This is a genomic window from Microbispora amethystogenes (assembly GCF_016863015.1).
In the GTDB taxonomy this organism is placed as follows: domain Bacteria; phylum Actinomycetota; class Actinomycetes; order Streptosporangiales; family Streptosporangiaceae; genus Microbispora; species Microbispora amethystogenes.
This window is the reverse complement of the sequence record NZ_BOOB01000054.1, coordinates 40,560-62,758: the sequence shown is the minus strand read 5'-3', so window position 1 is coordinate 62,758 and position 22,199 is coordinate 40,560. Positions and strand designations below refer to the sequence as shown.

The following is a 22,199-nucleotide window of genomic DNA, read 5'->3' as shown; positions in this document are numbered from 1 at the left end:
CGGGCGCACCCGGCGGCGCGGTTCAGTCCGGATGGTCGAGGTCGGTGGCGGCCAGCGCCCGGGCCATCGCGGTGCGGTTGCGGACGCCAAGCTTGCGGTAGATGTTTCCGAGGTGCGTCTCGACCGTCTTGGGCGTGACGTTCAGCTCCTGGGCGATCTGGCGGTTGGTCCTGCCTCGGGCCGCCAACCGGGCCACCCGCCACTCTCCGGGGGTCAGCCGAGCCGCGTGCGGTTCCGGCGGCCGCGTACCGGCCTCGGTCAGTGCGCTCCGCGCTCGCCGCGCGAGCTCCGCGGCTCCGCACTCCTCCGCCAGCCGGAGCGCCTCGGTCAGGGCGGCCCGCCCGGCCTGGGGGTGCTGCCGCCACGTGCGGCGGCCGAAGGCGTGCAGGGCCGTGGCGAGCTCCAGCCTGGCCGGGCCCGTCCGCAGCACCCGCACCGCCTCCTCCAGCAACTCCGGCTCGGCCCGGCCTCCGGTCACCGTCGCCGCCACCCGCAGCGCTCGGCCGAGGGCGCGTGGGGCGCCCCATCGGCGGGCCAGGTCGAGGTCCTCGGCGGCCAGCGCCAGGGCCGCGTCGCGGGCCCCGAGCACGTGCTTGCCCAGTGCGGCCACCATCCGCCACGGATACGAGGCCGGGTTCAGCCAGCCGTCCGCGAGCAACCGGCGGCCCACCTGCTCCGCCCGCCGGACCGCCTGCTCGGCCCGCCCATGGGCGAGGTCCAACTGGGCAGACATCAGGTCCAGGCGGCATTGCAATGCCTTGTAGGGTGAGACATCGGCGGACGCTCCGGCGAGCGCCTCGGCAGCGGCTGTCAGCCGCCCCTGTGCGAGGTGCACCTCTGCCAGGATCTCTCCGGCGAAGACCGGGGTCAGCGGGACCGGCACCCTGCCGATGAGTCGTACCACCTGCCGGATGCCGGCCTCGGCCTCGGCGAGGTGACCGCGCGCCAGCAGTGCGTGCACCCGGAGGTAGCCGATCAGCGCGGCCGTGTATGGCGAGCCCGTTTCACGCGCCGCGGACCAGTCGCCGTCGAGCTGCCGCAGCACGTCGTCATGGTCGGCGTCGATCAGGACCAGGTAGGAAAGCGACGACGACGCCTCCTGGTCGGCCATGCCGGACGAACGCAGCCGCAGCACCCGCAGCGCCGTGGAAACGGCCGCGTCCCGGTCGAGCTCGACGACGGCGGTCCAGAACGCGGTGAACCCGTGGAGCTGGCACCGCACCTCGTCGCTCAGCCTCGGCGCGGCCGAAAGCACCGCCAGGTGCCGCGCACCGGTGTGCCGCAGGTCCAGCTCGGCCGCCGCCGCCGCGATGATCTGCGTCCGCAGCCGGTGGTCCAGCTCCGCGTGCCCGTCGCCCAGCTCGGTGAGGGCGTTCTCCATGAGGGTGATCGCGTCGGCGTTGCGGCCGTTGAGGACCACCGCACGACCGAGCAGCTCGGTGGCCTCGGCCCGCCCGGCCGCGTCCGGGGCCAGCGCGGCCGCGCGTCGCAGGTAGCCGATCGCGGCCGGCCAGTCGAACCAGTACGCGATCTCGCCGGCCATCCGCACCAGGCCGGCGGTCGCCTCCGGGGTGGGCGGCTCCTGCAGGGCCCGCTCCAGGAATGCCAGCGCGGACCGTGGCGCCCCCCGGCTCGACGCGTGGTCGGCGGCGGCCACCAGCGTGTCCACCACCCAGCCGTCGCCTGAGGGCAGGGTCTCGAGCAGGTGGGCGGCGACCAGCGGTGCCGGATGCCCGGCGGCGAGCAGCTCGGCCGCTCGCCGATGCAGGCGGCTGCGCTCCACCACGGCGATGCCGGAGTGCACGGCGTGCCGGGTCAGGTCGTGGACGAACTCGAGCCGCCCGCCGCCGCGCAGGACGCCCGCCGCCACCAGTTCGTCGTGGCCCCGCGCGAGTGTCTCCGGGCCGCCCGCGAGTTCGGCGACGAGCCCCGGGCCGGCCTCCTCGCCCAGTACGGCGCATACCTGAGCGACCCGCACGGCCTCGGGGGTGAGGTGCGCGAGCACGGCGTCCATCCACCGGCTCAGCGCCGGCCCGCCGAGCGCACGCAACGCCTCCTCGTCACCCTCGGCCGCCGTGCCGCCGGCGGCACCCGCGGCCGCCGCCAGCTCCCGTACGAACAGCGGGTTGCCGCCGGTCAGGCGGTGACAGGCCGCGCACAGCCGGGTGCCCGCCGCCTCGCCGCCGACGGCGCGCACCAGGGCGGCCGTGCCGGCCGGCGTCAGCGGAGCCGGCCGCAGCACCGTCACGGCCGGATCGGCGGCGAGCTCCGCGAACGGCCCAGGCGCGGCGGACGGCCGACCGGCCAGCACCACCGCCATCGGCGACTCGGCCAGGCCGGGGAGCATGTGCAGGAACACGCGCAGCGAGAGGTCGTCGGCCCAGTGCACGTCGTCGACGACCAGCGCCACCGGACCGGCCTTGGCGAGGTTCACCAGCAGCCGGGCCAGCACGTGGAACGCCCCCAGGTCACCGGGCACGGGTCCGCCGAGGCGCGAAACGAGATGTGAGTCGAGCAGCGTGAGCGCCCGATGGGCGGGACCACGCAGCAGCCGCACCCGCTGTGCGGTGTCGGCGCCGAGCACCACCGGTTCGACCAGCTGACGCAGCACGCCGTAGCCGAACCGCTGCTCCAGCCGGCTGCCGCGGGCGCCGAGCACCCGGCAGCCGGCCGTCCTGCCGAGCCGGCGGGCGGCGCCGGCCAGCGCGCTCTTGCCGATGCCGGCCGGGCCCTCGATCAGCATCACACCGCCCTGTCCGCGCGCCGCCGCGGCGAAGAGCCCCCGCATCCGCCCCACCTCGGCGTCGCGCTCCAGCAAGGACGGTCCGTGATCCACCCGCCAAGTCTGCCAGCCGCGGATGATAGAGCGATCTCGTACGGACCGCCTCGGGGATTTCCCTAGAAATGGTTTCAAATCCGCCCGGCGTCCCGCGGCCACGATGCTCGGCAGGCCCCTCTGAGCTGCGGTGACGCGCCGCCGGCGGAGACAGGGGGTGACATTGGGGGGGACCCCGATGCCCCGGGGCCGCCGGTTGGCCGATCTTCTGATGGTGGCGCCCACTCGGGGCGGGCGTCCGACAGAAGAAGGAGGGCGCATGGTCACGGCAGAAGGGCTCGCCGCTTACCTCGACATCCGTCGCGATTCGCGCGGACACCTGCCGCAGCAGCTCATGGAGCAACTGGCCGAAGCGATCCGCGGTGGCCTCCTGCCCGCCGGGGCGCGGCTTCCGTCCACTCGCGCGATGGCCCAGTTGCTCGGAGTGTCCCGCGGGGTGGTGGTGTCGGCCTACGAGCTGCTGCTGGCCCGTGGCTTCGTCGAGGGACGGGCACGCTCGGGCACGTACGTCACGGGCGAGCCGTCACCACATCGCCGGAGCATCCCTTCGCCGCCCGTCCGGCCGGTCGTGGCGGACTTCACTCCCCGCGCCGCCACGGCCGGCGGCTTCCCGCTGGCCGCATGGCGGTCCGCCTGGCGCCAGGCCAGCTATCTGCCGCCGGACGGCGAGGCGGCTCCGCTGGGATCGGCCGCCCTCCGCGAGGCCGTCGCCGAGCACCTGCACCGGACCCGCGGGCTCGGTGTCGAGGCCCGTGACGTGGTGGTGGCCGTCGGGCTGCGGCAGGCCTGCTGGTTCCTGTTCGAGGCGATCGGACGGCTGAGCGGACAGCCGACCGGACAGCAGATCGGACAGCGGGAGGCCGGAGCGGCGACGGTGGCCGTCGAGCAGCCGGCGCCGGGATATCCCGTGCAGGCCGCGCGGCAGGCCGGATGGACGACCCACCCGCTGCCGGCCGACACGGAGGGCGCGCGGGTGGACCTGCTGGGCGGGATGGACGGGGTGCGCGCCGCCGTCGTGTTCGCCGAGGGCAACCATCCGTTCGGCGCGGTGCTGTCGCCGGCCCGCCGGCGGATGCTCGCGGAGTGGGCCCGGCGGACGGGCGGATATCTGGTGGACATCTGCACCGAGCAGACCGGGGCGGGTGACAGGCCGCTTCCTTCGCTGCTCGACCTGGCGGGCGGGCGAGTGATCCTCGCGGGGACGCTGGGCGACGGTCTCGCCCCGCCCGGGCTGGCGTACCTGGTGCTGCCGCGCCCACTGGTGCCGGTGGTCGCGCAGGTCGCGGGGGGTGACGACGGGCGGCTCGGCGGGACGGCGCAGGCGGCGTTCACCCGCCTGCTCGGTGACCGGGCGGTCGCCCAGCACGTCAGGCGCGCGTCGCGGCTGCACGCTCGGCGGCGCGAGGAGGTGCGTGCCGCGCTGGCACATGTCGGGCGGCCCGCCCGGCTGGTTCTCGGCCCCCGCGGTTCCAGCGCGGCACTGCTGTTACCCCGCCAGATCGTCGATTCCGTGGCGACCGAACTCGCCGGCCGCGGTGTGACCGTGGGCCGTCTGTCGGACCTGTACCAGGTGCGGGCGGGCGACGCCCCTGACGGAATCGTCCTCGGTTTCGGCCACCTGACCGACGAGGAACTGCACCACGGCCTTCAGGCCGTCCGCACCGTGCTGGCCGGTCTGACCCGAGCGCGGGCCGGCCGGGGCGTCGACGGTGGGCCTACGCACCCGTGTCCGGCCCCGTGTTCGGCACGGCCCGCGTCCGGCCGCCGCCCGCACGCCGGCGACAAGACCGATCTCGTGCCCGGCGTGCCGCGGCCTCCCGCCCGGTCATCCGCGGGTCCGCGGCGGTCTGGCGGTCCCCGCCGTAACGCGGTCCAGCGCGTGGACCAGCTCGACCCGGCCGCCGATGTGCAGCTTGCGGTAGGTGTTGGTCAGATGCAGCTCGACGGTCTTGGGAGTGACGAACAGGGTTTCGGCGATCTCGCGGTTGGACATGCCGGTGGCGGCCAGCTCGGCGACCCGGCGCTCTGTTGAGGTCAGCGCGGTGGTGCCGGGGCCGGCCGGCGCGGTCCGGGATCCGGCCGCCCCCGACATGGCGTCCACGCGCTCACGCAACGGGGGACAGTCGCACTGGGCCGCCAGCTCGGCGGCGTCGTCCAGCAGTTCGCGCGCCCAGCCGCGCCGGCCCCGCCGGTCGGCCGCGGCGGCCAGGTCCACCAGCGCCTTGGCGTACTCCAGCCGGGCGAGCGATCCGGCCAGCACGTCGACCGCCTCGGCCAGCAGCGGGAAGCCGTCCTGTGCGCCGAGCACGACGCCGGCGACCCGCAACGCGCGGCCCAGCGGCCGGGGCGCGCCCCAGCGGCGGGCCAGGGCCACCTCGGCCAGCGCGAGCTCCGCCGCCTGGTCGCCGTGACCCATCCGGTGCAGGGTGCGGGCCGCCTCGGTGCGCCAGGGAACGAACGCGGGGTTGTCGCCGCCGAAGCGGGCGAAGAGGCGACCGGCGTCCAGCGCCGCGGCCACCGCCCGCTCGCCGCCCACCGTACGGCGGAGCAGCCGCGCCCGTGTGTCGGCGTAGAAGTACATGGGCCCGGCCGGCGGTGGCTCCTCCGGCAGACCGGCCCACGCCAGCGCGGACCGCGCGCCGGCCAGGTCGCCGCGTTCGGCCAGGATGTCGGCCAGGAACGGGGCGACGAACGGCCGGCCGAGCCGTACGCCCGAACGCTCGACGGCCTCCACCGCCGTGCGCGCCTCCCGCTCCGCCTCGGCGAGATTGCCGCGCCACAGTTCGTGGAGCGCCGCCAGGGCGTGCGCGGGCCCGTGCGCCCGGACGCTGCCGCGGCGGTACGCCTCCCGCCGGGCATGGTCGATGCTCGTGCCGGCCAGGTCGTCCTCGGCGGCCAGGAGCGCCAGCCAGCCGCACACGAGCGGGCTGTCCCCGGTGCCGTGGCGCACCAGCAGCCCGTCGGAGAGGCCGCGGCGGGCGGCCTGCGCGGCCTGCGGGCGGGCCTCGAACGCGGCCCGCAGGGCGAGCACGCAGTCGAGCGCCCGCCCGCCGGCGCTCGGCGGCTCGTCGTCGCCCGCGGCCTGCCCCACCTCGTCGAGCAGGTGCAGCCGGCCGGGTTCCAGCACGGTCACGTTGACCAGGTACGCGTCCAGATGCCAGCGCAGCCCCGGGTCAGACGTCCTGTCCAGCGCCTGCCGCGCGTCACGCCAGGCTCGTACGGCGGCCTCCGTGTCGCCGCCGAACAGCAACGCCTCCCCGAGCCGTAGACCGGCCGCCGCCCGGGCGGCGGGCTCGACGGCCGACGCCAGGGCCTGCTCGCCGTAGCGCGCGGCGGCCTCGACATCGCTGTGCAGCGCGACGTCGGCGAGCTGGTCGACCAGGACCTGGCGGTCCCGGTCGCCGGTCACGTCGGGCAACGCCCGCCGCAGATAGGTGTACGCGCTGTCGGGGGAACCGCGGAACAGCGCGGTCTCGGCGGCGCGCCGCAGGTATCCGGCCGCGTCCGGCACCACGCCCGGGGGCACCTGCAGGATGTGCGCGGCGATCCGCTCCGGCTCCGCGCCCGTGGCGGCCAGGTGCAGCGCCGCCGCCCGGTGTCCCCGTAACCGGCGGGTGGTGTCCAGGTGCTCGTAGGCCGACCGTTGCAACAGCTGGTGCGGGTAGCCGAACCGGCCGGCGGGCGCGCGGACCAGCACATGACTCCGGATCAGCCGGTCGACGGCGGCGGCGGTGGCCTCGACGCCGAGGCCGGAGACCGCCGAGATCGCGGGCAGGTCCGCCTCGTTGCCCAGAAGGGCGACGGCATGCGCCACATCGACGGCGTCCTGCGGCAGGCCCCCCAGGTGGGGCCTCACCCGGGACGGAAGGAGCACCGTGGCCAGCCGGGCGGTGTTGCCGCTCGTGGGGGTGATGCCCTGTTCGACGCAGCCCCGGGCCAGCTCGGTCAGCAGGAGCGGGTTGCCGCCGCTGGAGTCGTGACAGGCGGCGACGAAGGCGTCGTCAGGCCGGGCGCCGAACATCGTCGCGAGCACGGCGGCGGTGCCGGGCAGCCCGAGCGGCCGCAGCCGTACGAACTCGGTGCTGGGCGTGCGCAGGATCTCGGCCAGCAGGTCGGGGACCGGCGCGCCGGACGTCATCGCCAGCATCATGGTCAGCGGCAGGCCGTCCAGCCGGGGCAGCAGGTAGGCCAGCAGGCGCAGAGAGGGCGGGTCGGCGTACTGGACGTCGTCGACGACGAGAGTCAGCGGTTCCGCCGTACACGCGTTCACCACCAGCCAGTACAGGCCGTGCAAAACCGGGAGGTCGCCGACGGGCCGGATCGCCTCCACGGTGAATACCGAGGCGGCCTGCGCGGCGGCGCCGGCGAACAGCGGACCCCGGCCGAACTCGGCTTCCGCGGTCAGCATCGGCTCGAACAATTGCCGCGTCACGCCGTAGGCGAACTCGCGTTCCAGCGGTGACCCCAGGGCTCGGGCCACGGAATGGCCGCCGTGACGCAGCCGTTCTCGTACCACGGTCAGCAGTCGCGTCTTGCCGATTCCGGGAGGACCCTCGACGACGAATATCCGCCCGCCCACGTCGGGGGTGGCGGCACGCGCCGCGTCGACCAGGATGGAGACGCCCTCGTCCCGCTCCTGTAGGGGCGGGTGCGCCGATCTCGGGACCATCCTGCGTTCGTGGTAGGGCGGTGGAGTGCGGGCGCGTGCTGCGCCGGCGTTTCACCGCGGTGACGGACCGGGATTCACTTCTCACAGCCTAACAAAATTGGTGGTTATTGCGCACCAAATCATCGGGCGCGGTGATTACTGGTCCATGGAATGCGGCGGCGAAGTGGCCCATTACGGGCACCCCGATGCAGAGATCCTGACATGGAACGCGAAGGGCGCACATCGGACGCCCGAAAGCACCCACGCAACGCAAAAGGGGCATAATGTCGACGATTTCCCGTCCCACCCGCTTCCGTTCCACGTCTCGGAGCCTCGCGCCCGTCGGCGCGACGCTGGTCGCGGCGGTGACCGGCGCGCTGCTCACCGCCTCACCGGCCCAGGCCGCCGACGGAGCCGGCATGTCGGCCTCGTGGAACTACTACCAGTCGGACGCGTTCCAGGTCGCCGCGACGCTGCCGGGAGTCAAGCTGACGTCGTTCGGCAGCGACCAGAACGGCTCGCGCAACCTCTACGGATCGATCGAGCACACCGCCAACGACGGCCGGTGCTCCCGGGTGGTGATCCGGGCGAACGGTTCCGATCTCGTCGACGAGACGACCTGCGGCAACGGCACCTACAAGACGTTCAACACCGGATCCGGCATCTTCGACAATGGACTTCTGGTGCTGGTCTACCGGACCATTCCCGGTACCACGAACGCCGACAAGTCCCTCTTCGTCGCCGTCCCGAGTTCGGTGTCCGACGCCGGGCTGCGCACCACGGGCACCGGAGCGAGCTGGTCCTACTACACGGCGACGGACTACACGTACTCGCTCGTGCGTCCCGGCGTGCGGCTCACCGGCTACGGCTCCGACGGGAGCAGCCGGTCGACGATCAACACCGTGGAGAAGACCGCGACCGGCTCCGGCTGCGCCTCGGCCACCGTCAAGGCCGGGGACGTGAGCACGAGCGGGTCGACCTGCACCAGCACCGCGGGGTATTTCGCTCGCTGGGATCTCGACGGCGGCCTCAACGTGAAGGCCTGCTACAAGCCGACGAGCGCGGCCGAAGCGTGCCTGTCGACCTACGTGCCGAAGCCCGCGTGAGTCCCGGCCGGTCGCGGTGAGGACCGGCGAGGGCGCGGTTGCACGGGCGGGCTTCGCGCGGTGTCGCCACCGGGGTCACAGCCAGCCCGCGTCCTCGGCGATGCGGACAGCGTCGATCTTGTTGCGGGCGCCGGTCTTGGTGATCGCGCCGGTGAGATAGTTGCGCACGGTGCCCACCGACAGGTGCAGCCGGGCGGCGATCTCCTCGGCCGAGGCGCCTCGGGCGGCGTCGCGCAGGACCGTGGCCTCGCGTGGGGTGAGGGGGCTCTCTCCGTACTCCATCGCCGAGGCCACCAGCTCCGCGTCCAGCACCCGCAGCCCGGCCGCCGTACGCCTGATCGCGTCGGCCAGGCGGTCGCCGGGGGCGTCCTTGACCAGGAACGCCTCGATGCCCGCCGACAGGGCCCGGCGTACCTGACCCGGCCGGCCCATCGCGGTCAGCACCAGGACGCGGCAGGAGGGCAGCACCTCCCGCAGCCGCGCGGCGGCGGTGATGCCGTCCAGCACGGGGAGGTCGATGTCGACGATCGCCACGTCCGGCCGCACCCGCAGCGCGGCGGGGACGATCTCGTCCCCGCGCGTCACCTCGGCCGCCACCTCCAGGTCGGGCTCCAGGCGCAGCAGGGCGGTGAGTGCGGCCCGGATCATGTGCATGTCCTCGGCCAGGAGGACGCGGATCACGTGGGCACCTCCATCGTCAGCCGGAATCCGCCCTCGGACGTGGGCCCGGCCTCGACCGTGCCGCCAATCTGCGCGGCCCGCTCCACCAGCCCGACCAGCCCGCCGCCGGAAGGCCCGGCGGTCCGCGCGTCGTCGGGTGGGAGGCCGTTGTTGACGATCTCCAGGTGGATGCGTCCGGCGCGGTTCGAGGTGGTGATCGAACAGGTGGTGGCGCGGCTGTGCCGCAGGATGTTCGTGACCCCCTCGCGTACGGCCCAGGCGAGCGCCTCGTCCTGCTCGCGGGACGGGGTGATCTCGGCGAGGTTGACCTGGCCGCCGATCCCGGTTGACTCCAGCAGGGCCGCGGCCCGGTGCACCTCGTCGGTGAGCGTCATCCGCCGGTAGCCGCGAGCCACCTGACGCACCTCCTGCGCGGCCTCCCTCGCCACCTGGACGAGGGCGCCGACCTCGGCCTTCGCGGCGGGAAGATCGCGGTCCATGAGCCGGGCGGCCAGGTCGCCCTTCAACACGATCGAGGTGAGGCTGTGGCCGAGCCCGTCGTGCAGGTCGCGGGAGATCCGCAACCGCTCCTTCAGCACCGCCGCCTCCGCCAGGTCGGCCCGCGCCTGCTCCAGCTCGGCGGTGACCCGGACCAGCCGTACGACGACGTAGATCATGGCGCCGGTGATGACGATGGTGAGGGCGTAGAAGTACGAGCCGGTCACGTTGTGGAAGATGCCCTGAAGCCACCAGTACTCCGCCGCCGCCATCGTCGTCACCAGGACCCCGCCCCAGCGCAGCGGGAGCAGCAGGAGCACCGGCCCGGCCAGGAGCGGCGCGGTCCCGGCCGACCAGCCGGTGAACCCGAGGACCTCCGGCAGGTAGGTGGCGACCCCCTGCACCGCCAGCGTCGCGGGCAGCCACCGGGATCGGGCGCCCGCGAAGGCCTGCCGTACGTGGAGGAAGTGCGGCAGGTAGAAAGCGGCCAGCACCGCGAGCAGCCGGGCGTTGAGCGACGCGGGGGCGGTCGCGAGGGAGGCCGCGAGAGGGATGATCGTGTAGCCGACGGAGACGAGGACGATCAGCGCGATGCCGAGCCGTCGTGCGGAGATGGAGGTCATGGTCGGCCAATTATGACTTTCTGGTCTCCCACCGGAACCACCTCCTGATCGAGAGCAGCGCGACCCCCGCCCACACCGCCAGAACCAGAGCCGGTACGGCCGCCGCCGCCAGGTCGGAGCCGAGTGTGCCCGGCCCGTAGGAGGCGCGGACCACGTCCACCACCGCGCTGGTGGGCAGGGCGGCGAAGAACGGGTGCAGCCAGGAGGGCAGCAGGTCCACGATCGGGCCCATCGCCCCGGACGCGAGGCCGGCCAGGAAGAAGAACGGGAGCGTCATGGGCGCGGCGAGCTCCCCGCGCGGGATCGCGGCCGTCCACGCCACCCCCAGCGTCGCCATCACCGCAGCACCCGCGACCGCGAACACCGCGAACAGCACCGGATCGCGCGGCAGCGGCACGTCGGCCAGGAGGTGTACGGCCACGGCTGAGATGACCATGACGATGACCGTCTGCGTGGCGGTGCTCGCGACCTCGCCGAGGAGGATCTGCCGGTCGGTGAGCCGGGTGGCGCGCAGCCGTTTGAGCAGGAGCTGGTCGCGGCGCATGGTCAGGGCGACGGTGATGTTCAGGAACGCGGTGCCCGACAGGATGAGCGCGAGCGTCCCCACGAACATCTGCGCCGCGGCCGTGACGCCGCCGGCCGTGACATTGCGCATCAGCGTCGGCATCCCGATCGCGAGGCCCAGCGGGGTGATCACCGAGGCGGGCAGCATCCCCTTGTCGCGCCAGAACAGCCGGGCGCTCAGCTTGTAGGTGGCCGTGAGGCTCATCGGCGTGGGTCCCATCGGAAGAGGAAGCGGACGGCGACCAGGGCGAGCAGGGCCCAGACGGTCAGGTTGAGGACGGGCCCGGTCAGCGTCGCGGGCTCGCCGCCCCCGTAGGCGAGCCCGGCGATCTCGACCATCGCCCCGGTCGGCAGCAGGTCGAGTGCCCATCGGACCCAGCCGGGGAGGAGGCCGGCGACGAACGGGCCGTACGCTCCGGCCCCGAGCGCGCTGGCCAGCATGAACGGGATCGTGGCGGGGGCGTTCAGGTCGGGACGGCGGGTCACGATCGAGAAGACGACGCCGATCAGTGCCAGCACTCCGGCCACCGTGACGACGCACGCCGCGAACAGCAGCGGCAACTCGGGGGGCGGCAGGGAGGTGAAGGTGTAGAGGATCACCGAAACGAGGGCCGACAGGAGAGCGGCCTGCGTCACGATGTTGACCAGCTCACCGCCGACGATGGCCCGGCCGCTTAGGCCCGAGGCGCGCAGCCGCTTGAGAACCAGCGACTCTCGCCTCGCCGACAGCGTCACGGCCGTCTGGGTGGTCGCGGCGATGGTCAGGAGCGTGGCGAGCAGGCCGAGATGCATGCCGAGCACCACCTCCACGTCGGGGCTCCTGAGCGAGGCGGTGACCAGCAACGGCAGGCCCGCGCCCAGGCAGACGCCGAGCACCGCGACGCCGCCCACGGCCCGCCCGTCGCGCCAGAACAGCCGCCCGCCCAGCCGCGCCACGGCCAGCACGTCACGCACGGGCGTCACGGGTGGTCGTGCTGTTCTGGGCTGTTTCGCCGTTGTGGGCCAGTTCCAGGAACAGGTCTTCCAGGGAGGCCGTACGGACCTCCAGGCCGCGCAGGCGCAGGCCGCGTTCGCTCGCCCAGCTCAGCAGCGTCTGGGCGGCCAGGTCGGGATCGGCGGCCTGGACCACGGCGACCTTGCCCCGCACGGTCGCGGGCAGCGGCAGCTCCCCGGGCTGGACCACGGACGGCAGCTCGAACGAGACCCGCCCCACCCGCGCGGCCAGCGTCTCGGCCATGTCGCCGCCGACGACGATCTCACCCCGGTCCATGATGGCCAGGTTCGTCGCCAGTTGCTGGGCCTCCTCCAGATAGTGGGTGGTCAGCAGCACGGTCGTCCCCCGGGCGGCGAGGTCGCGGACGACCTCCCAGACGTCGCGGCGGGCCTCGGGGTCCATGCCGGTCGTCGGCTCGTCGAGGAACAGCACGTCGGGCCGGCCCAGCAGGGCCAGCGCCAGGTCGAGGCGGCGTTTCTCGCCGCCGGACAGCTGCCGCACCTTCGTCTTCGCCTTCGCCGTCAGGCCAGCCAGCTCCAGCGCCTCACTCGCGGGGCGCGCGGCGGGAGTGAAGTCACGCCAGATCTCGACCGTCTGCCCGGCCGTCAGGTCGGGGAAGAATCCGGCCTCCTGCAGCATGATGCCGACGTTGCCGCGCACCTGGGCGCGGTCCCTGATCGGGTCGAGGCCCAGCACCCTGACCGTACCGGCGTCCGGCCTCCGGAACCCGGTGAGCAGCTCGATCGTCGTGGTCTTGCCCGCGCCGTTGCGGCCGAGCAGGGCGAAGACCGCGCCCGCCTCGACCTCGAACGAGATGTCGTCGACCGCCTGGAAACTGCCGTAGCTCTTGCTGAGGTGGTTCACCTGAATCGCTGCCACGCCTCGATCCTTGGCCAGGCGCGGCGGCGGAAACAGTGAGCAATTCACAACTTCGCGCGCAGCCCGCGGTTCCAGTCCGGGCCAACGTCGTGCGCGCGGATGTCCACCGGGGCCGTCTCGGTGAGAAGAGGGAAGCGGGACCAGAGGCCGACCGTGCTGTGCACCGTCCGATACGGGTACTCGGCGTGCGGCGCGGCCTCCCAGGAAGGCAGGGCCGCCGGCAGGAGTTCCTCCAGGCCGATCACATCCGGCCGGGCCGCGATCAGCGTGCGCGCCGTGCCGGCCGGGTCGGTGTTCTCGTCACTGGCGTTGTGCTGTAGGGCGACCAGATGATGTGGCTGTTTCACTCGGGGTAGTAGGTATCCGCCGAACTGGGCGAGCCAAGGGGCGACCGGCAGCAGCGCGGCCAGCGCGCCCCTCAATGGGAGCCCACGCGCGGTGCTCAGCGGAGGGTGAACCAGATCGTCTTGAGCTCGGTGTACTGCTCGAAGGCCTCGATGCCGTTGTCGCGGCCGCCGAAACCGGACGTACGGTATCCGCCGAAGGGTGTGGTGATGTTCCCCTCGGAGTAGCCGTTGACCGCGACGGTGCCGGCCCGCACGCCCCTGGCGATGCGGATCGCGGTGTCCACGTCGCGCGACCACACGGTGGCGGCAAGCCCGTAATCGGAGTCGTTGGCCAGGGAGATCGCCTCTTCGACAGTGTCGAACCCGAGGACGGCGACGACCGGCCCGAAGATCTCCTCGCGAGCCACCGCCATGTCGGGGCGTACGTCGTCCACCACCGTGGGCGCGACGTACCAGCCGCCCGTCTCGGTCAGCAGCCGCGTGCCGCCGGTCACGACTGTCGCCCCGTCGGCCTTCGCGCCCTCGATGTAGCGCAGGACCCGTTCGAGTGCGGCCTCCTCGATGAGAGGGCCGAGCTGGGTGGACTCGTCGGTCGGATCCCCGACGACACGCGACTGCGCCTCACGGGCGAGTGCGGCGACGAACCGGTCCTTGATGGCGTTGTCGACCAGGATCCGGGAGCCGGCCGAGCAGTTCTGCCCGGAGTTCCAGAAGGCGGCGTCGGCCAGATCCGCAGCCACTTCCTCGATGCGGTCAGCGTTGTCGGCCGTGACGATCTGCGGGCTCTTGCCGCCGCACTCGAGCACGATCTCCTTGAGGTTGGAGTCGGCCGAGTAGCGCAGGAACTGCCGGCCGACCGCGGTGGACCCGGTGAACGTCACCATGTCGACGTCGGGGTGCAGGCCGATGGCCCTGCCCGCCACGGGCCCCATGCCGGGGACGACATTGAACACGCCGTTCGGCAGACCGGCCTCGGTGGCAAGTTCGGCGATGCGCAGCGTCGTCAGGGACGCCAGCTCCGGTGGCTTGACGACCACCGAGTTTCCCGCGGCGAGGGCTGGGGCGATCTTCCACGCGAGCATCGCGGCGGGGAAGTTCCAGGGGAGGACCGCGCCCACGACGCCGATCGGCTCGCGCACGACAAGGCCCAGGTGCTCGGGCCCGGTGGCGGACACCTTGCCGAAGACCTTGTCCACCGCCTCGGCGTAGAACCGCAGCGTCGTCACCACGTCCGGGATGTCGAACTGCCGGCACTCGCTGATCGGCTTGCCCGCGTCGGCCGACTCGATCTGTGCGAGTTCTTCCGCGTTGGCCTCGATCAGCTCGGCAAGCCGGGTCAGGACCTGCTTGCGCTGCTCGGGCGCCGCCTGGCTCCAGGTGCCGGCGTCGAACGCGGCGCGTGCGGCCGCGACGGCCTTGTCGACGTCGTCAGGCGTGCAGGAGGCGACCGTGATCAGGGGCCGGCCGGTCGAGGGCGCGACGGAGACGAAGGTGCCACCGTCGCCGGCGTCGACGAACGCGCCGTCGATGTACGCCTGGGTCCGCACAGTGGCGGGCAGGGAGAGTGTCACGACACTGCCTTTCTGGGGGAGAAGATGACGTGGGAGGTGGGCAGGAGGACGCGGGCGACGCTGTGGCGTACACGAGGGCTCGCCGCCGCACCGGGAGGTGACCGGCTCAGGAGACCAGGAGCCTGAAACGGGGGAACACGTCGGCCCGAACCTCCTCCCACTGGCGGCGCAGCTCCCGGTACCGATCCGTGCCCTGCACGCCGGGCTCGACCCGGGGGGCGACCTCGACCACCTGGTCCACACCCTGGCGCGCCGAGGAGAAGGCACCGGTTCCCAGGCCGGCCAGGATCGCGGCGCCGATCGACGGCGCCTCGACCCGCAGCGCGGGGACCAGCGGCTGATCCAGCACGTCGGCCTTGATCTGGTTCCACTCGCTCGACCGCGCTTCGCCGTCGGAGATGGTCATGGTGTCCACCCGCAGGCCACGCTCGCGCAGCACGTCCAGCAGCGCCGGGTATTGATAGGCGATGCCCTCGAGCGTCGCCCGTACGAAGTGCGGCAGCCGGTGGTGACCGGAGATGCCGTGGTAGGCGGCGCGCACCTGGTCGTCCTGGACGGGGACGGTGGCTCCCTCCACGTAGGGGAAGCACAGCAGTCCGTCGCTGCCCCGCGCGATCTCGCGGGCGCCGGCGATGAGCTCGGCGTAGTCCAGCGCTCCGCCGAAGGTCGAGCGCAGCCACCGCAGGGTGGTGCCCGAGCCGACGGCGACCATCTCGTGCAGGTACCGGTCCGGCACCACGTGCGGCATGAGCCCCACGATGCCCGTCGGGTCGAATCGCGGCCGGGAGTCCACGGCACGCCAGCTCATCGAGCTGCCGGTGCCGATCGACACGTCGCCCGGGTCGATCACACCGGACCCGAGCGCGGCCGCCGGGTCGTCACCCCCACCGGCGACGAGCACCGTTCCGGGTAGGAGCCCGATCTCGTGTGCGGTGCCGCCCAGCTCGCCGCGCGGCTCCCACGGCGCGTAGCGCACGTCGGGCAGGATCTCGCGCGGGATCCCGGCGGCGGCGCACAACTCAGGACTCCACGTCCCCGTCCGCCAGTCGTTGAGGACCGACCGGGTCGGACCCGTCGGGTCGGTCCCGACGTCGCCGGTGAGCCGGTAGGCCAGGTAGTCCTTCGGCTGCAACGCGTGACGGACCCGGTGCCAGACCTCCGGCTGGTGCCGCCGGGTCCACGTCAGGTTCGCCAGCACCAGTCCGGGAATCGGCAGAGTGCCCGAACGCTCGATCAGGGCTTCGCGTCCCAGGCCGTCGTACAGCGCCGAGGTCTCCTCGGGGTCGCGGCGGTCGGTCCAGTGGATCACCGGAGCCAGCACCCGCCCGGCCTCGTCCAGGAGGACGGCGATGTCACGCTGCCCCACCAGGCACAGCGCGCTCACTTCCCGCGCGCTGACACCGGCGGACGACAGGACCTCGGGGATCGCGCGAGCCAGCGCCCGGTACCAGTCGTCGGCGTCGTTCTCCGCCCAGTCAGGGTGAGGGCGGTGCATCGGGTAGGTCTGCTCGGAGATCGCCACGACGCCCTGCTCGGGGTGCACGAGGGCTGCCTTGAGCGCGGACGACCCGACGTCCGCGCCGATGAGGTACGTCATCGCACGAGACCCGGATAGGGCTTGGGCTCGGGAGCCGGCAGCGGCTCGGGCGCGCCGGGGAACTGGGCGCGCCAGTACGAGGCGATCCAGTCGACCTGCTCCTGCGGCAGCTCCTCGACGTCGACGCCCAGCTGCTTGATGGTCAGGAACACCTCGCACGCGCCCTCCACGACCGAGGCGGTGTGGAACGCGTGCTCGAGGTCCGCACCGATGGCGATGAGCCCGTGGAAGCGCATGAACGTCGCGCCGCGGTCCTCCAGCGCCTCAGCGGTGAAGTCGGCCATCTGGTCGGTCTCGGGCTGGGAGTAGGGGGAGGTGTAGACCGGGCCACCGGTGGCCTCGACCAGGCCGGTGAGGATCGGCGGGAGGGTCCAGCCCAGGTTCGCCATCGTCATGACGGCCTTGCCGTGGGTGTGCACGATCGCACCGACTTCGGGGCGGCGCTTGCAGATGAGGGTGTGCATCGGCGTCTCGGACGTGGGGGCGCGCCGGCCGTCGACGACGTTGCCGTCAAGGTCGATGATGGCGATGTCCTCCGGCTCCAGGAAGTCGTACTGGGTGGAGGTCGGCGTCACCGCGAGCAGCCCGGGCTCCCCTGGGACGCGGAGACTGATGTTGCCCGCGGTGGAGTAGACCAGGCGCTCGGCCTGGAGTTTGCGGGCGTAGGCGACGACCTTCTGACGGGTGTCGAGCCACTTGGTGCTCATCGGGTCTTCTTTCTCGTAGTCGAGTCATGGGTCGGGAACTGCAGGGAGCGGACTCGCGAACGGCCGGGGCGCGCGTCCGAGAACGCGAAGCTCCGCGAGGCGGGGTGATCAGCGACGGCGGAAGAGGGCGCGCCGGGCCTGGGCGAACGCGATCCGGATCAGAACGCCCAGGACACCCGGGCGCAGGACGAGCCGCAGCAGGCCGGGGATGTCGTCGGCGTCGATCTCCACCTTGGCGGGCCAGGCACCCATGACGCCTTCCATCTGAATGCCGCCGTCCCGCACGCGCAGGCTGCGCGGCTCGAAGGGCAGCTCGCCGATCGGGGAGCTGACTTTCACGGGTTTCCTCCGTTCGTACGGGCCCAGTGGGCGGCGATGGCGCGCCCGGCCTGGGCGCGAGGTGCGATTCCCCGGGCGTCGAGGGGCTGGACGAACGTGACATGCGGGGCCCCTTCGGCCAGCGCGCCGTCGACGTTGCGGTTCGGTAAGGGCCCGGAGGCGAGGATGACCACGTCACACACCAGGTCCCTCACCCGGGTCCCGTCGACGACGCGAAGTGTGTGCACGCGGTCGCTCCCGAGGACCTCCAGTCCCGTTCCTCCCGCGACCACCTGGTCGGCCCACGTGGGCGATCCGGCGCCGACCGCGGTCACGTGGCCGCCGGCCCCACGGATCCGCTCCGCGATGTGCGGCGCCCACGGCCCGTCGCCCACGACCACGGCGCGCTTCCACAGTCGCACGCCGGTGCTCAGCAGGTGGTCGGCCACGGTCGCGGGCAGCACTCCCGCGGGCCGTTCACCGACGATGTTCAGGTCGGAAGCGGTGGCGGGGCGGAGTCCTCCCGCGTAGAACAGGTGGTCGGCCTCGACCCACCGGATCGCGCCCGGTGCGGTCAGCAGCAGACGCCGGTCGGTCCAGACGGCGGCCGCGGCCCCGAGCCGGAATTCGACACCGGCGCCGGTCGCGGCGCGGACCAGATCGCGCACCTCGGGCTTGTCCCACCCGGACTCGCCCCCGGCGACCGGGACCCGGTCGATCAGCAGTACGTCGTGTCCACCGCTTCGAGCGAGCTCGGTGGCGCAGCCCAGGCCGCTCGGGCCGGCGCCGACGACCAGCAGGCGGCTCACGACCCCACCGTCCCGCGCACGGTGTGGCGCACGGCATCCGGCCCGCACCCGGTCGCCATCGCCGTGAGGAACGAGATGCCGGCCAGGCACAACGAGCCCTGGCAACGCCCGTAGCCGGCGCCGGTGCGCTTGCGCACACCGTCGATGGACGTCGCCGGGACCGGCGCGCTCAGCGCCGCCTCGATCTCGGCGGCGCTGACGTGCTCGCACGCGCAGACGACCTGCCCGTACAGCGGGTCGACCTCCGTGAGCCGCTCGGGCTCGGGCGCGGTGCGCAGGCGTGGGACTCGCGGTAGCGCGGTGTGCGCGCCGGGCCGCTCGACCGCGTCCAGCCCGGCGGCCTGGAGCAGATCGAGGGTGTACTGCGCCGCGGCCGGGGAGATGCTCACCCCTGCCGAGCGGTCGGTGACGTGCACCAGGTTCGGCACGTGCGCGTCCACACGCAGGCGGTACGGCTCGTCGCCGGCCGGGCGGTTGGCGGCGAAGGTCTTGATCGCGTACGCCTCGGCCACAGCGGGCACCAGCCGAGCCGCCTCGGCGACGACCCGGGCGATCGTCTCGGCATCGGTGGCCCGGTCGTCCGGATCGGTGACGTCGGTGGCCGTCGGGCCCAGCAGCGCCGAACCGTGCGTGGTCGGCACGACGTTGATGCCCTTGGTGTCGGGAAGGTGGGTGCAGAACACGATCTGGCGCAGGGCGCCGGCGAAGGCCCTGTCGACCACGACATACTGCCCCTTGCGCGGCCAGGTCACCAGCGGGTCACCACCGGCCATCCGCGACACGGCGCCCGCGCCGACGCCCGCGGCGTTGACGACGAACCGTGCGCGGTAGCGTCCGGCGCCGGTGATCACCGTGCTGGTGCCGTCGTCCTCGTGCTCGATCGCCTCGACCCGCTCGCGTAGCCGGATCACCGCACCGTTGACGGCGGCCAGACTGGCGAACGCCGCCGTCAGGCGCATCGGGTCGATGATGCCCTCGTCCGGCAGGGACAGGCCGGCGACCGCGTCGGGGGTCACCAACGGCTCCGCCTCGCGTACCTCGCCGGCGCTGAGGATCCGCACCCGCACACCGCACGCAGCCGCCTCAGCCCTGGTGTGCTCCAGCCGCTCGGCCTCGCGGTCGCTCAGGGCCACCATCAGGCCGCCGATGCGCCGGTAGGGCACGTCCAGGCGCTCGCACAGCTCCTCCCAGAAGGGGTTGGAGGCGTTGATCAGGTCAGTCTCGAGCGTGCCCGGCCCACCGTAGTAAGACACCGCCACGCCCGCGTTGCCCTTGCTCGCGTGCTCCCCGACGTCACCCTCGGCCTCAAGCAGACATACGCTTGCGCTGGTGCGCGCCAGCCGCTCGGCCACGGCTGTGCCGAGGACGCCGCCACCGACCACCACCACGTCGTAGCGCGTAGTGGTCATCGGCCTCACCTCCGTCTCGAGAACGACGCCGGGCGGCGTCATCGCCGCTGGATCCGCGACCCGCGGCCGGAACCACCACCTACGATCAAATTCTGTTCGAAGCGGTGGATCTGAAGTTCGTTTCGAACATTACTCACTATCGCAAAAAACAGGCAAGTGTTGACATGTGAACCAGAACGATGTTCGATGCTCCGCAATACAACGAGGCGTCAAGGGCCGGGCAGCGGGGCCTGCCCTGCCCTTGAGATCTGGGTGCCTCGGACCGTTCGGCGGCCCGCACGCCCCACGTGCCGTGCCGCAAGAAGAAAGTGGGCACATCGATGCAGACGCAGCCCCATCAGGACTCACCCCAGGCCGCACCGGGCCCCGGCTCCTCATCCGCCCTCACCGATGGAGGCAAGACGCACTCGGGCGATCACGGGCTCAAGCCCAACTCGCTCGGCGCGCCGGCGATCGCCTTCTACATCATCGCCGCGGCCTCGCCCCTGACCGGCGTGGTCGGCCTCGTGCCGATCATGATCGGCCTCGGCAACGGCGCCGGAACCCCCGGCGCGTTCATCATCGCCGCGGGCATCCTGCTGCTGTTCGCGGTGGGCTACCTGGCCATGAGCCGGCACGTGACCAACGCCGGCGCCCTGTACGCCTACACCACCCTCGGCCTGGGCCGCGTCGTCGGACTCGGGTCGGCCGCGGTGACCGTCTTCGCCTACAGCTGCATCCAGTTCTCCCTGTACGGCGGCTTCGGCTACTACCTGTCCTCACTGCTGCACGACGCGGCAGGCGTCGACGTGCCCTGGTGGGTGTGCGCGATCGTCGCGATGCTCGCCTGCCTCGCACTGGGACTACAGGGCGTCCACGCCGGCGGCGTCATTCTGGGCGTGCTCATCACCCTCGAGTGCACCATGCTCCTGACCCTGGGCGCCGGGATCGTGTTCAGCTCCGACACCGCCGCCGCGAGTGAGGGCTTCAGCCTCACCCCGTTCTCCATTCCCACCGTCTTCGCCGCCGGTGTCGGGGTGTCCGTCATGCTCGCCCACACGACGTTCATCGGGTTCGAAGGATCGGCCATCTATGCCGAGGAGGCCAAGAACCCCCGGCGCACGATCCCCCGCGCCACCTACTTCGCCGTCGTCTTCATGGCCTGCGTCTACGCACTGACCTCCTACCTGGTCATCAACGCCATCGGCGTCGACGACGCCCAGGCCGTGGCCCAGAAGGAGTCCGGCAACCTGATCTTCTTCGTCGCGGACACCGTGCTCGGTGGCTGGATCGCGCACACCTTCCAGGTCCTGATCATCACCGCCTTGTTCGCCGCGATCGTCACCTTCCACAACAACCTCTCGCGCTACCTGTACGCGCTGGGCCGCCAGGGCCTGGTCTGGAACCGTCTCGGCCACACCCGCAAGGTCCAGAAGACCCCTCACGTCGCCGCTACGGTTCAGACCATCAGCGCCGCGGCCGTGGTCGCCGGCTTCGCCATCGCGGGCCTGGACCCCTACACGACCCTGTTCACCTGGCTCGCCGGCATCGGGACCATCGGCATCGTCACGGCGCAGATCCTGGCCGGCGTGGCCATCTTCGTCTTCTTCCGCCGCAACGACGTCGACAAGCGGCGCTGGCACACCGTCATCGCTCCGCTGCTCGCCATCGCGGGTCTCGGGAGCATCCTCGTCTTGGCGTTGTCCAGCCTCGACCTCCTGCTGGGTGCCTCCCAGGTTCTCACCTGGATCCTGATCGGCCTGCTGATCCTCTTCGGCTTGCTCGGGAGTGGGTACGCACTGTGGCTTCGCCGAAGCTCGCGCGAACGCTACGACCGCATGCAGGTCATGCTCACCGCGGGAGAGGCCCCGTCAGCGTCGGTGGCCGACGTCCGCAACACTTGATCCTCAACGAGCACCGCGCCCTGCGCCTGCGCGGCCCGGCTCGAAGCCGGTCGCGCAGGCACCCGCGCACCACCCCACATCGTGCACCGACACGAAAACCGAACGCCGCAGGAGACAACCGTGAGCCTCGAGGCACAACGCGCCCACATCCTCACCGGGCGGATGTACAACGACCTGACCGACGAACTGGTCGCCGCCCGCCAGCGGGCCGTGCTGCTCACCAACGCCTACAACGACAGCTTCGGCGCTCCCCAGGCCCACCGTGAGGCCCTCCTGCGTGACCTGCTCGACAACGTCGGTCCCGGCGCCCACTTCGAGCCCACCTTCCGGTGCGAGTTCGGCTACAACATCAGCGTCGGCGCCGGCTTCTACGCCAACTTCGACGCCGTCATGCTCGACGGCGCACGAATCACGATCGGCGACAACGTCCTGCTCGGACCGCGCGTGAGCATCTACACCTCCAACCACGCCGTCGATCCCGCCGAGCGCGTCGCCGGAGCCTGCTACGCCAAGCCCGTGACGATCGGCGACGGCGTGTGGATAGGAGGCGGGGTCACCGTCAACCCCGGCGTGACCATCGGCGACGGCGCGATCGTCGGCTCCGGGGCCGTCGTGACCCGGGACGTCCCCGCACGCGTCATCGCCGCCGGTAACCCCGCCCGGATCCTGCGCGAGATCACCGAGCAGGACGCCACCGGCTGGCGCTCCGACGTCCTTTAGGCACGCTCGACAGTTCCATGGCGTACGTCG

At 72.5% G+C, this 22,199-nt stretch carries 17 protein-coding genes and 1 pseudogene; 4 read left to right on the top strand and 14 right to left on the bottom strand.

Features of this window, described 5'->3' with window-relative positions:
- Positions 1-22 precede the first annotated feature (22 nt).
- Positions 23-2,836: a helix-turn-helix transcriptional regulator gene (locus Mam01_RS31160; protein WP_204288765.1), complete on the bottom strand. Its 2,814-nt coding sequence runs from the start codon at positions 2,834-2,836 to the stop codon at positions 23-25.
- Between the two features lie 178 nt (positions 2,837-3,014).
- Between Mam01_RS31160 and Mam01_RS37570 the strand changes: the two are divergent.
- A pseudogene (locus tag Mam01_RS37570) lies at positions 3,015-3,335 on the top strand (GntR family transcriptional regulator); the annotation flags it as partial.
- A gap of 1,326 nt (positions 3,336-4,661) precedes the next feature.
- On the opposite strand, the gene Mam01_RS31155 reads toward Mam01_RS37570, so the two are convergent.
- Positions 4,662-7,505, bottom strand: coding sequence for a helix-turn-helix transcriptional regulator (locus tag Mam01_RS31155; protein WP_204288764.1), 2,844 nt, complete (start codon positions 7,503-7,505; stop codon positions 4,662-4,664).
- A 263-nt stretch (positions 7,506-7,768) separates the two neighbouring features.
- Between Mam01_RS31155 and Mam01_RS31150 the strand changes: the two genes are divergently transcribed.
- Positions 7,769-8,590 (top strand): hypothetical protein, encoded by an 822-nt coding sequence (locus Mam01_RS31150; RefSeq protein WP_204288763.1) that lies wholly within the window; start codon positions 7,769-7,771, stop codon positions 8,588-8,590.
- Between the two features lie 75 nt (positions 8,591-8,665).
- Here the strand turns inward: Mam01_RS31150 and Mam01_RS31145 are convergent, their stop codons facing one another.
- From Mam01_RS31145 to Mam01_RS31090, 12 genes are all read right to left on the bottom strand, one after another.
- A complete protein-coding gene (locus Mam01_RS31145; protein WP_204288762.1) occupies positions 8,666-9,271 on the bottom strand; it encodes a response regulator transcription factor in 606 nt (201 codons plus the stop codon).
- Entirely contained in the window at positions 9,268-10,371 is a 1,104-nt protein-coding gene (locus Mam01_RS31140; RefSeq protein WP_204288761.1) for a sensor histidine kinase, read from the bottom strand. The genes Mam01_RS31145 and Mam01_RS31140 overlap by 4 nt, the downstream gene beginning before the upstream one ends.
- Before the next feature lie 10 nt (positions 10,372-10,381).
- A complete protein-coding gene (locus Mam01_RS31135) occupies positions 10,382-11,140 on the bottom strand; it encodes an ABC transporter permease (RefSeq protein WP_204288760.1) in 759 nt (252 codons plus the stop codon).
- Positions 11,137-11,898, bottom strand: coding sequence for an ABC transporter permease (locus Mam01_RS31130; protein ID WP_204288759.1), 762 nt, complete (start codon positions 11,896-11,898; stop codon positions 11,137-11,139). The genes Mam01_RS31135 and Mam01_RS31130 overlap by 4 nt, the downstream gene beginning before the upstream one ends.
- On the bottom strand, positions 11,882-12,808 hold the full coding sequence (locus tag Mam01_RS31125) for an ABC transporter ATP-binding protein (protein WP_204288758.1): 927 nt from the start codon (positions 12,806-12,808) through the stop codon (positions 11,882-11,884). The genes Mam01_RS31130 and Mam01_RS31125 overlap by 17 nt, the downstream gene beginning before the upstream one ends.
- Before the next feature lie 44 nt (positions 12,809-12,852).
- Complete coding sequence (locus Mam01_RS31120; RefSeq protein ID WP_204288757.1) at positions 12,853-13,230, bottom strand: endonuclease/exonuclease/phosphatase family protein; 378 nt, start codon at positions 13,228-13,230, stop codon at positions 12,853-12,855.
- A 20-nt stretch (positions 13,231-13,250) separates the two neighbouring features.
- On the bottom strand, positions 13,251-14,726 hold the full coding sequence (locus Mam01_RS31115) for an aldehyde dehydrogenase (protein WP_204288756.1): 1,476 nt from the start codon (positions 14,724-14,726) through the stop codon (positions 13,251-13,253).
- 106 nt (positions 14,727-14,832) lie between these two features.
- Positions 14,833-16,323, bottom strand: a complete 1,491-nt coding sequence (locus Mam01_RS31110; protein WP_204288755.1) for a xylulokinase — start codon at positions 16,321-16,323, stop codon at positions 14,833-14,835.
- Positions 16,320-17,030 (bottom strand): class II aldolase/adducin family protein, encoded by a 711-nt coding sequence (locus Mam01_RS31105; protein WP_150938261.1) that lies wholly within the window; start codon positions 17,028-17,030, stop codon positions 16,320-16,322. The genes Mam01_RS31110 and Mam01_RS31105 overlap by 4 nt, the downstream gene beginning before the upstream one ends.
- Positions 17,031-17,138: 108 nt before the next feature.
- Entirely contained in the window at positions 17,139-17,369 is a 231-nt protein-coding gene (locus Mam01_RS31100; RefSeq protein ID WP_150938263.1) for a hypothetical protein, read from the bottom strand.
- Complete coding sequence (locus Mam01_RS31095) at positions 17,366-18,157, bottom strand: FAD-dependent oxidoreductase (RefSeq protein ID WP_204288754.1); 792 nt, start codon at positions 18,155-18,157, stop codon at positions 17,366-17,368. The genes Mam01_RS31100 and Mam01_RS31095 overlap by 4 nt, the downstream gene beginning before the upstream one ends.
- Entirely contained in the window at positions 18,154-19,566 is a 1,413-nt protein-coding gene (locus Mam01_RS31090; RefSeq protein ID WP_204288753.1) for an NAD(P)/FAD-dependent oxidoreductase, read from the bottom strand. The genes Mam01_RS31095 and Mam01_RS31090 overlap by 4 nt, the downstream gene beginning before the upstream one ends.
- 320 nt (positions 19,567-19,886) lie before the next feature.
- Here Mam01_RS31090 and Mam01_RS31085 point away from each other — a divergent pair, with 320 nt between their 5' ends.
- Together Mam01_RS31085 and Mam01_RS31080 are read left to right on the top strand one after the other, a co-directional pair.
- The gene (locus Mam01_RS31085; protein WP_204288752.1) at positions 19,887-21,449 is read left to right on the top strand and encodes an APC family permease; all 1,563 of its coding nucleotides are present in this window, start codon (positions 19,887-19,889) and stop codon (positions 21,447-21,449) included.
- 120 nt (positions 21,450-21,569) lie between these two features.
- Positions 21,570-22,169 (top strand): sugar O-acetyltransferase, encoded by a 600-nt coding sequence (locus Mam01_RS31080; RefSeq protein WP_204288751.1) that lies wholly within the window; start codon positions 21,570-21,572, stop codon positions 22,167-22,169.
- Positions 22,170-22,199: the final 30 nt, after the last annotated feature.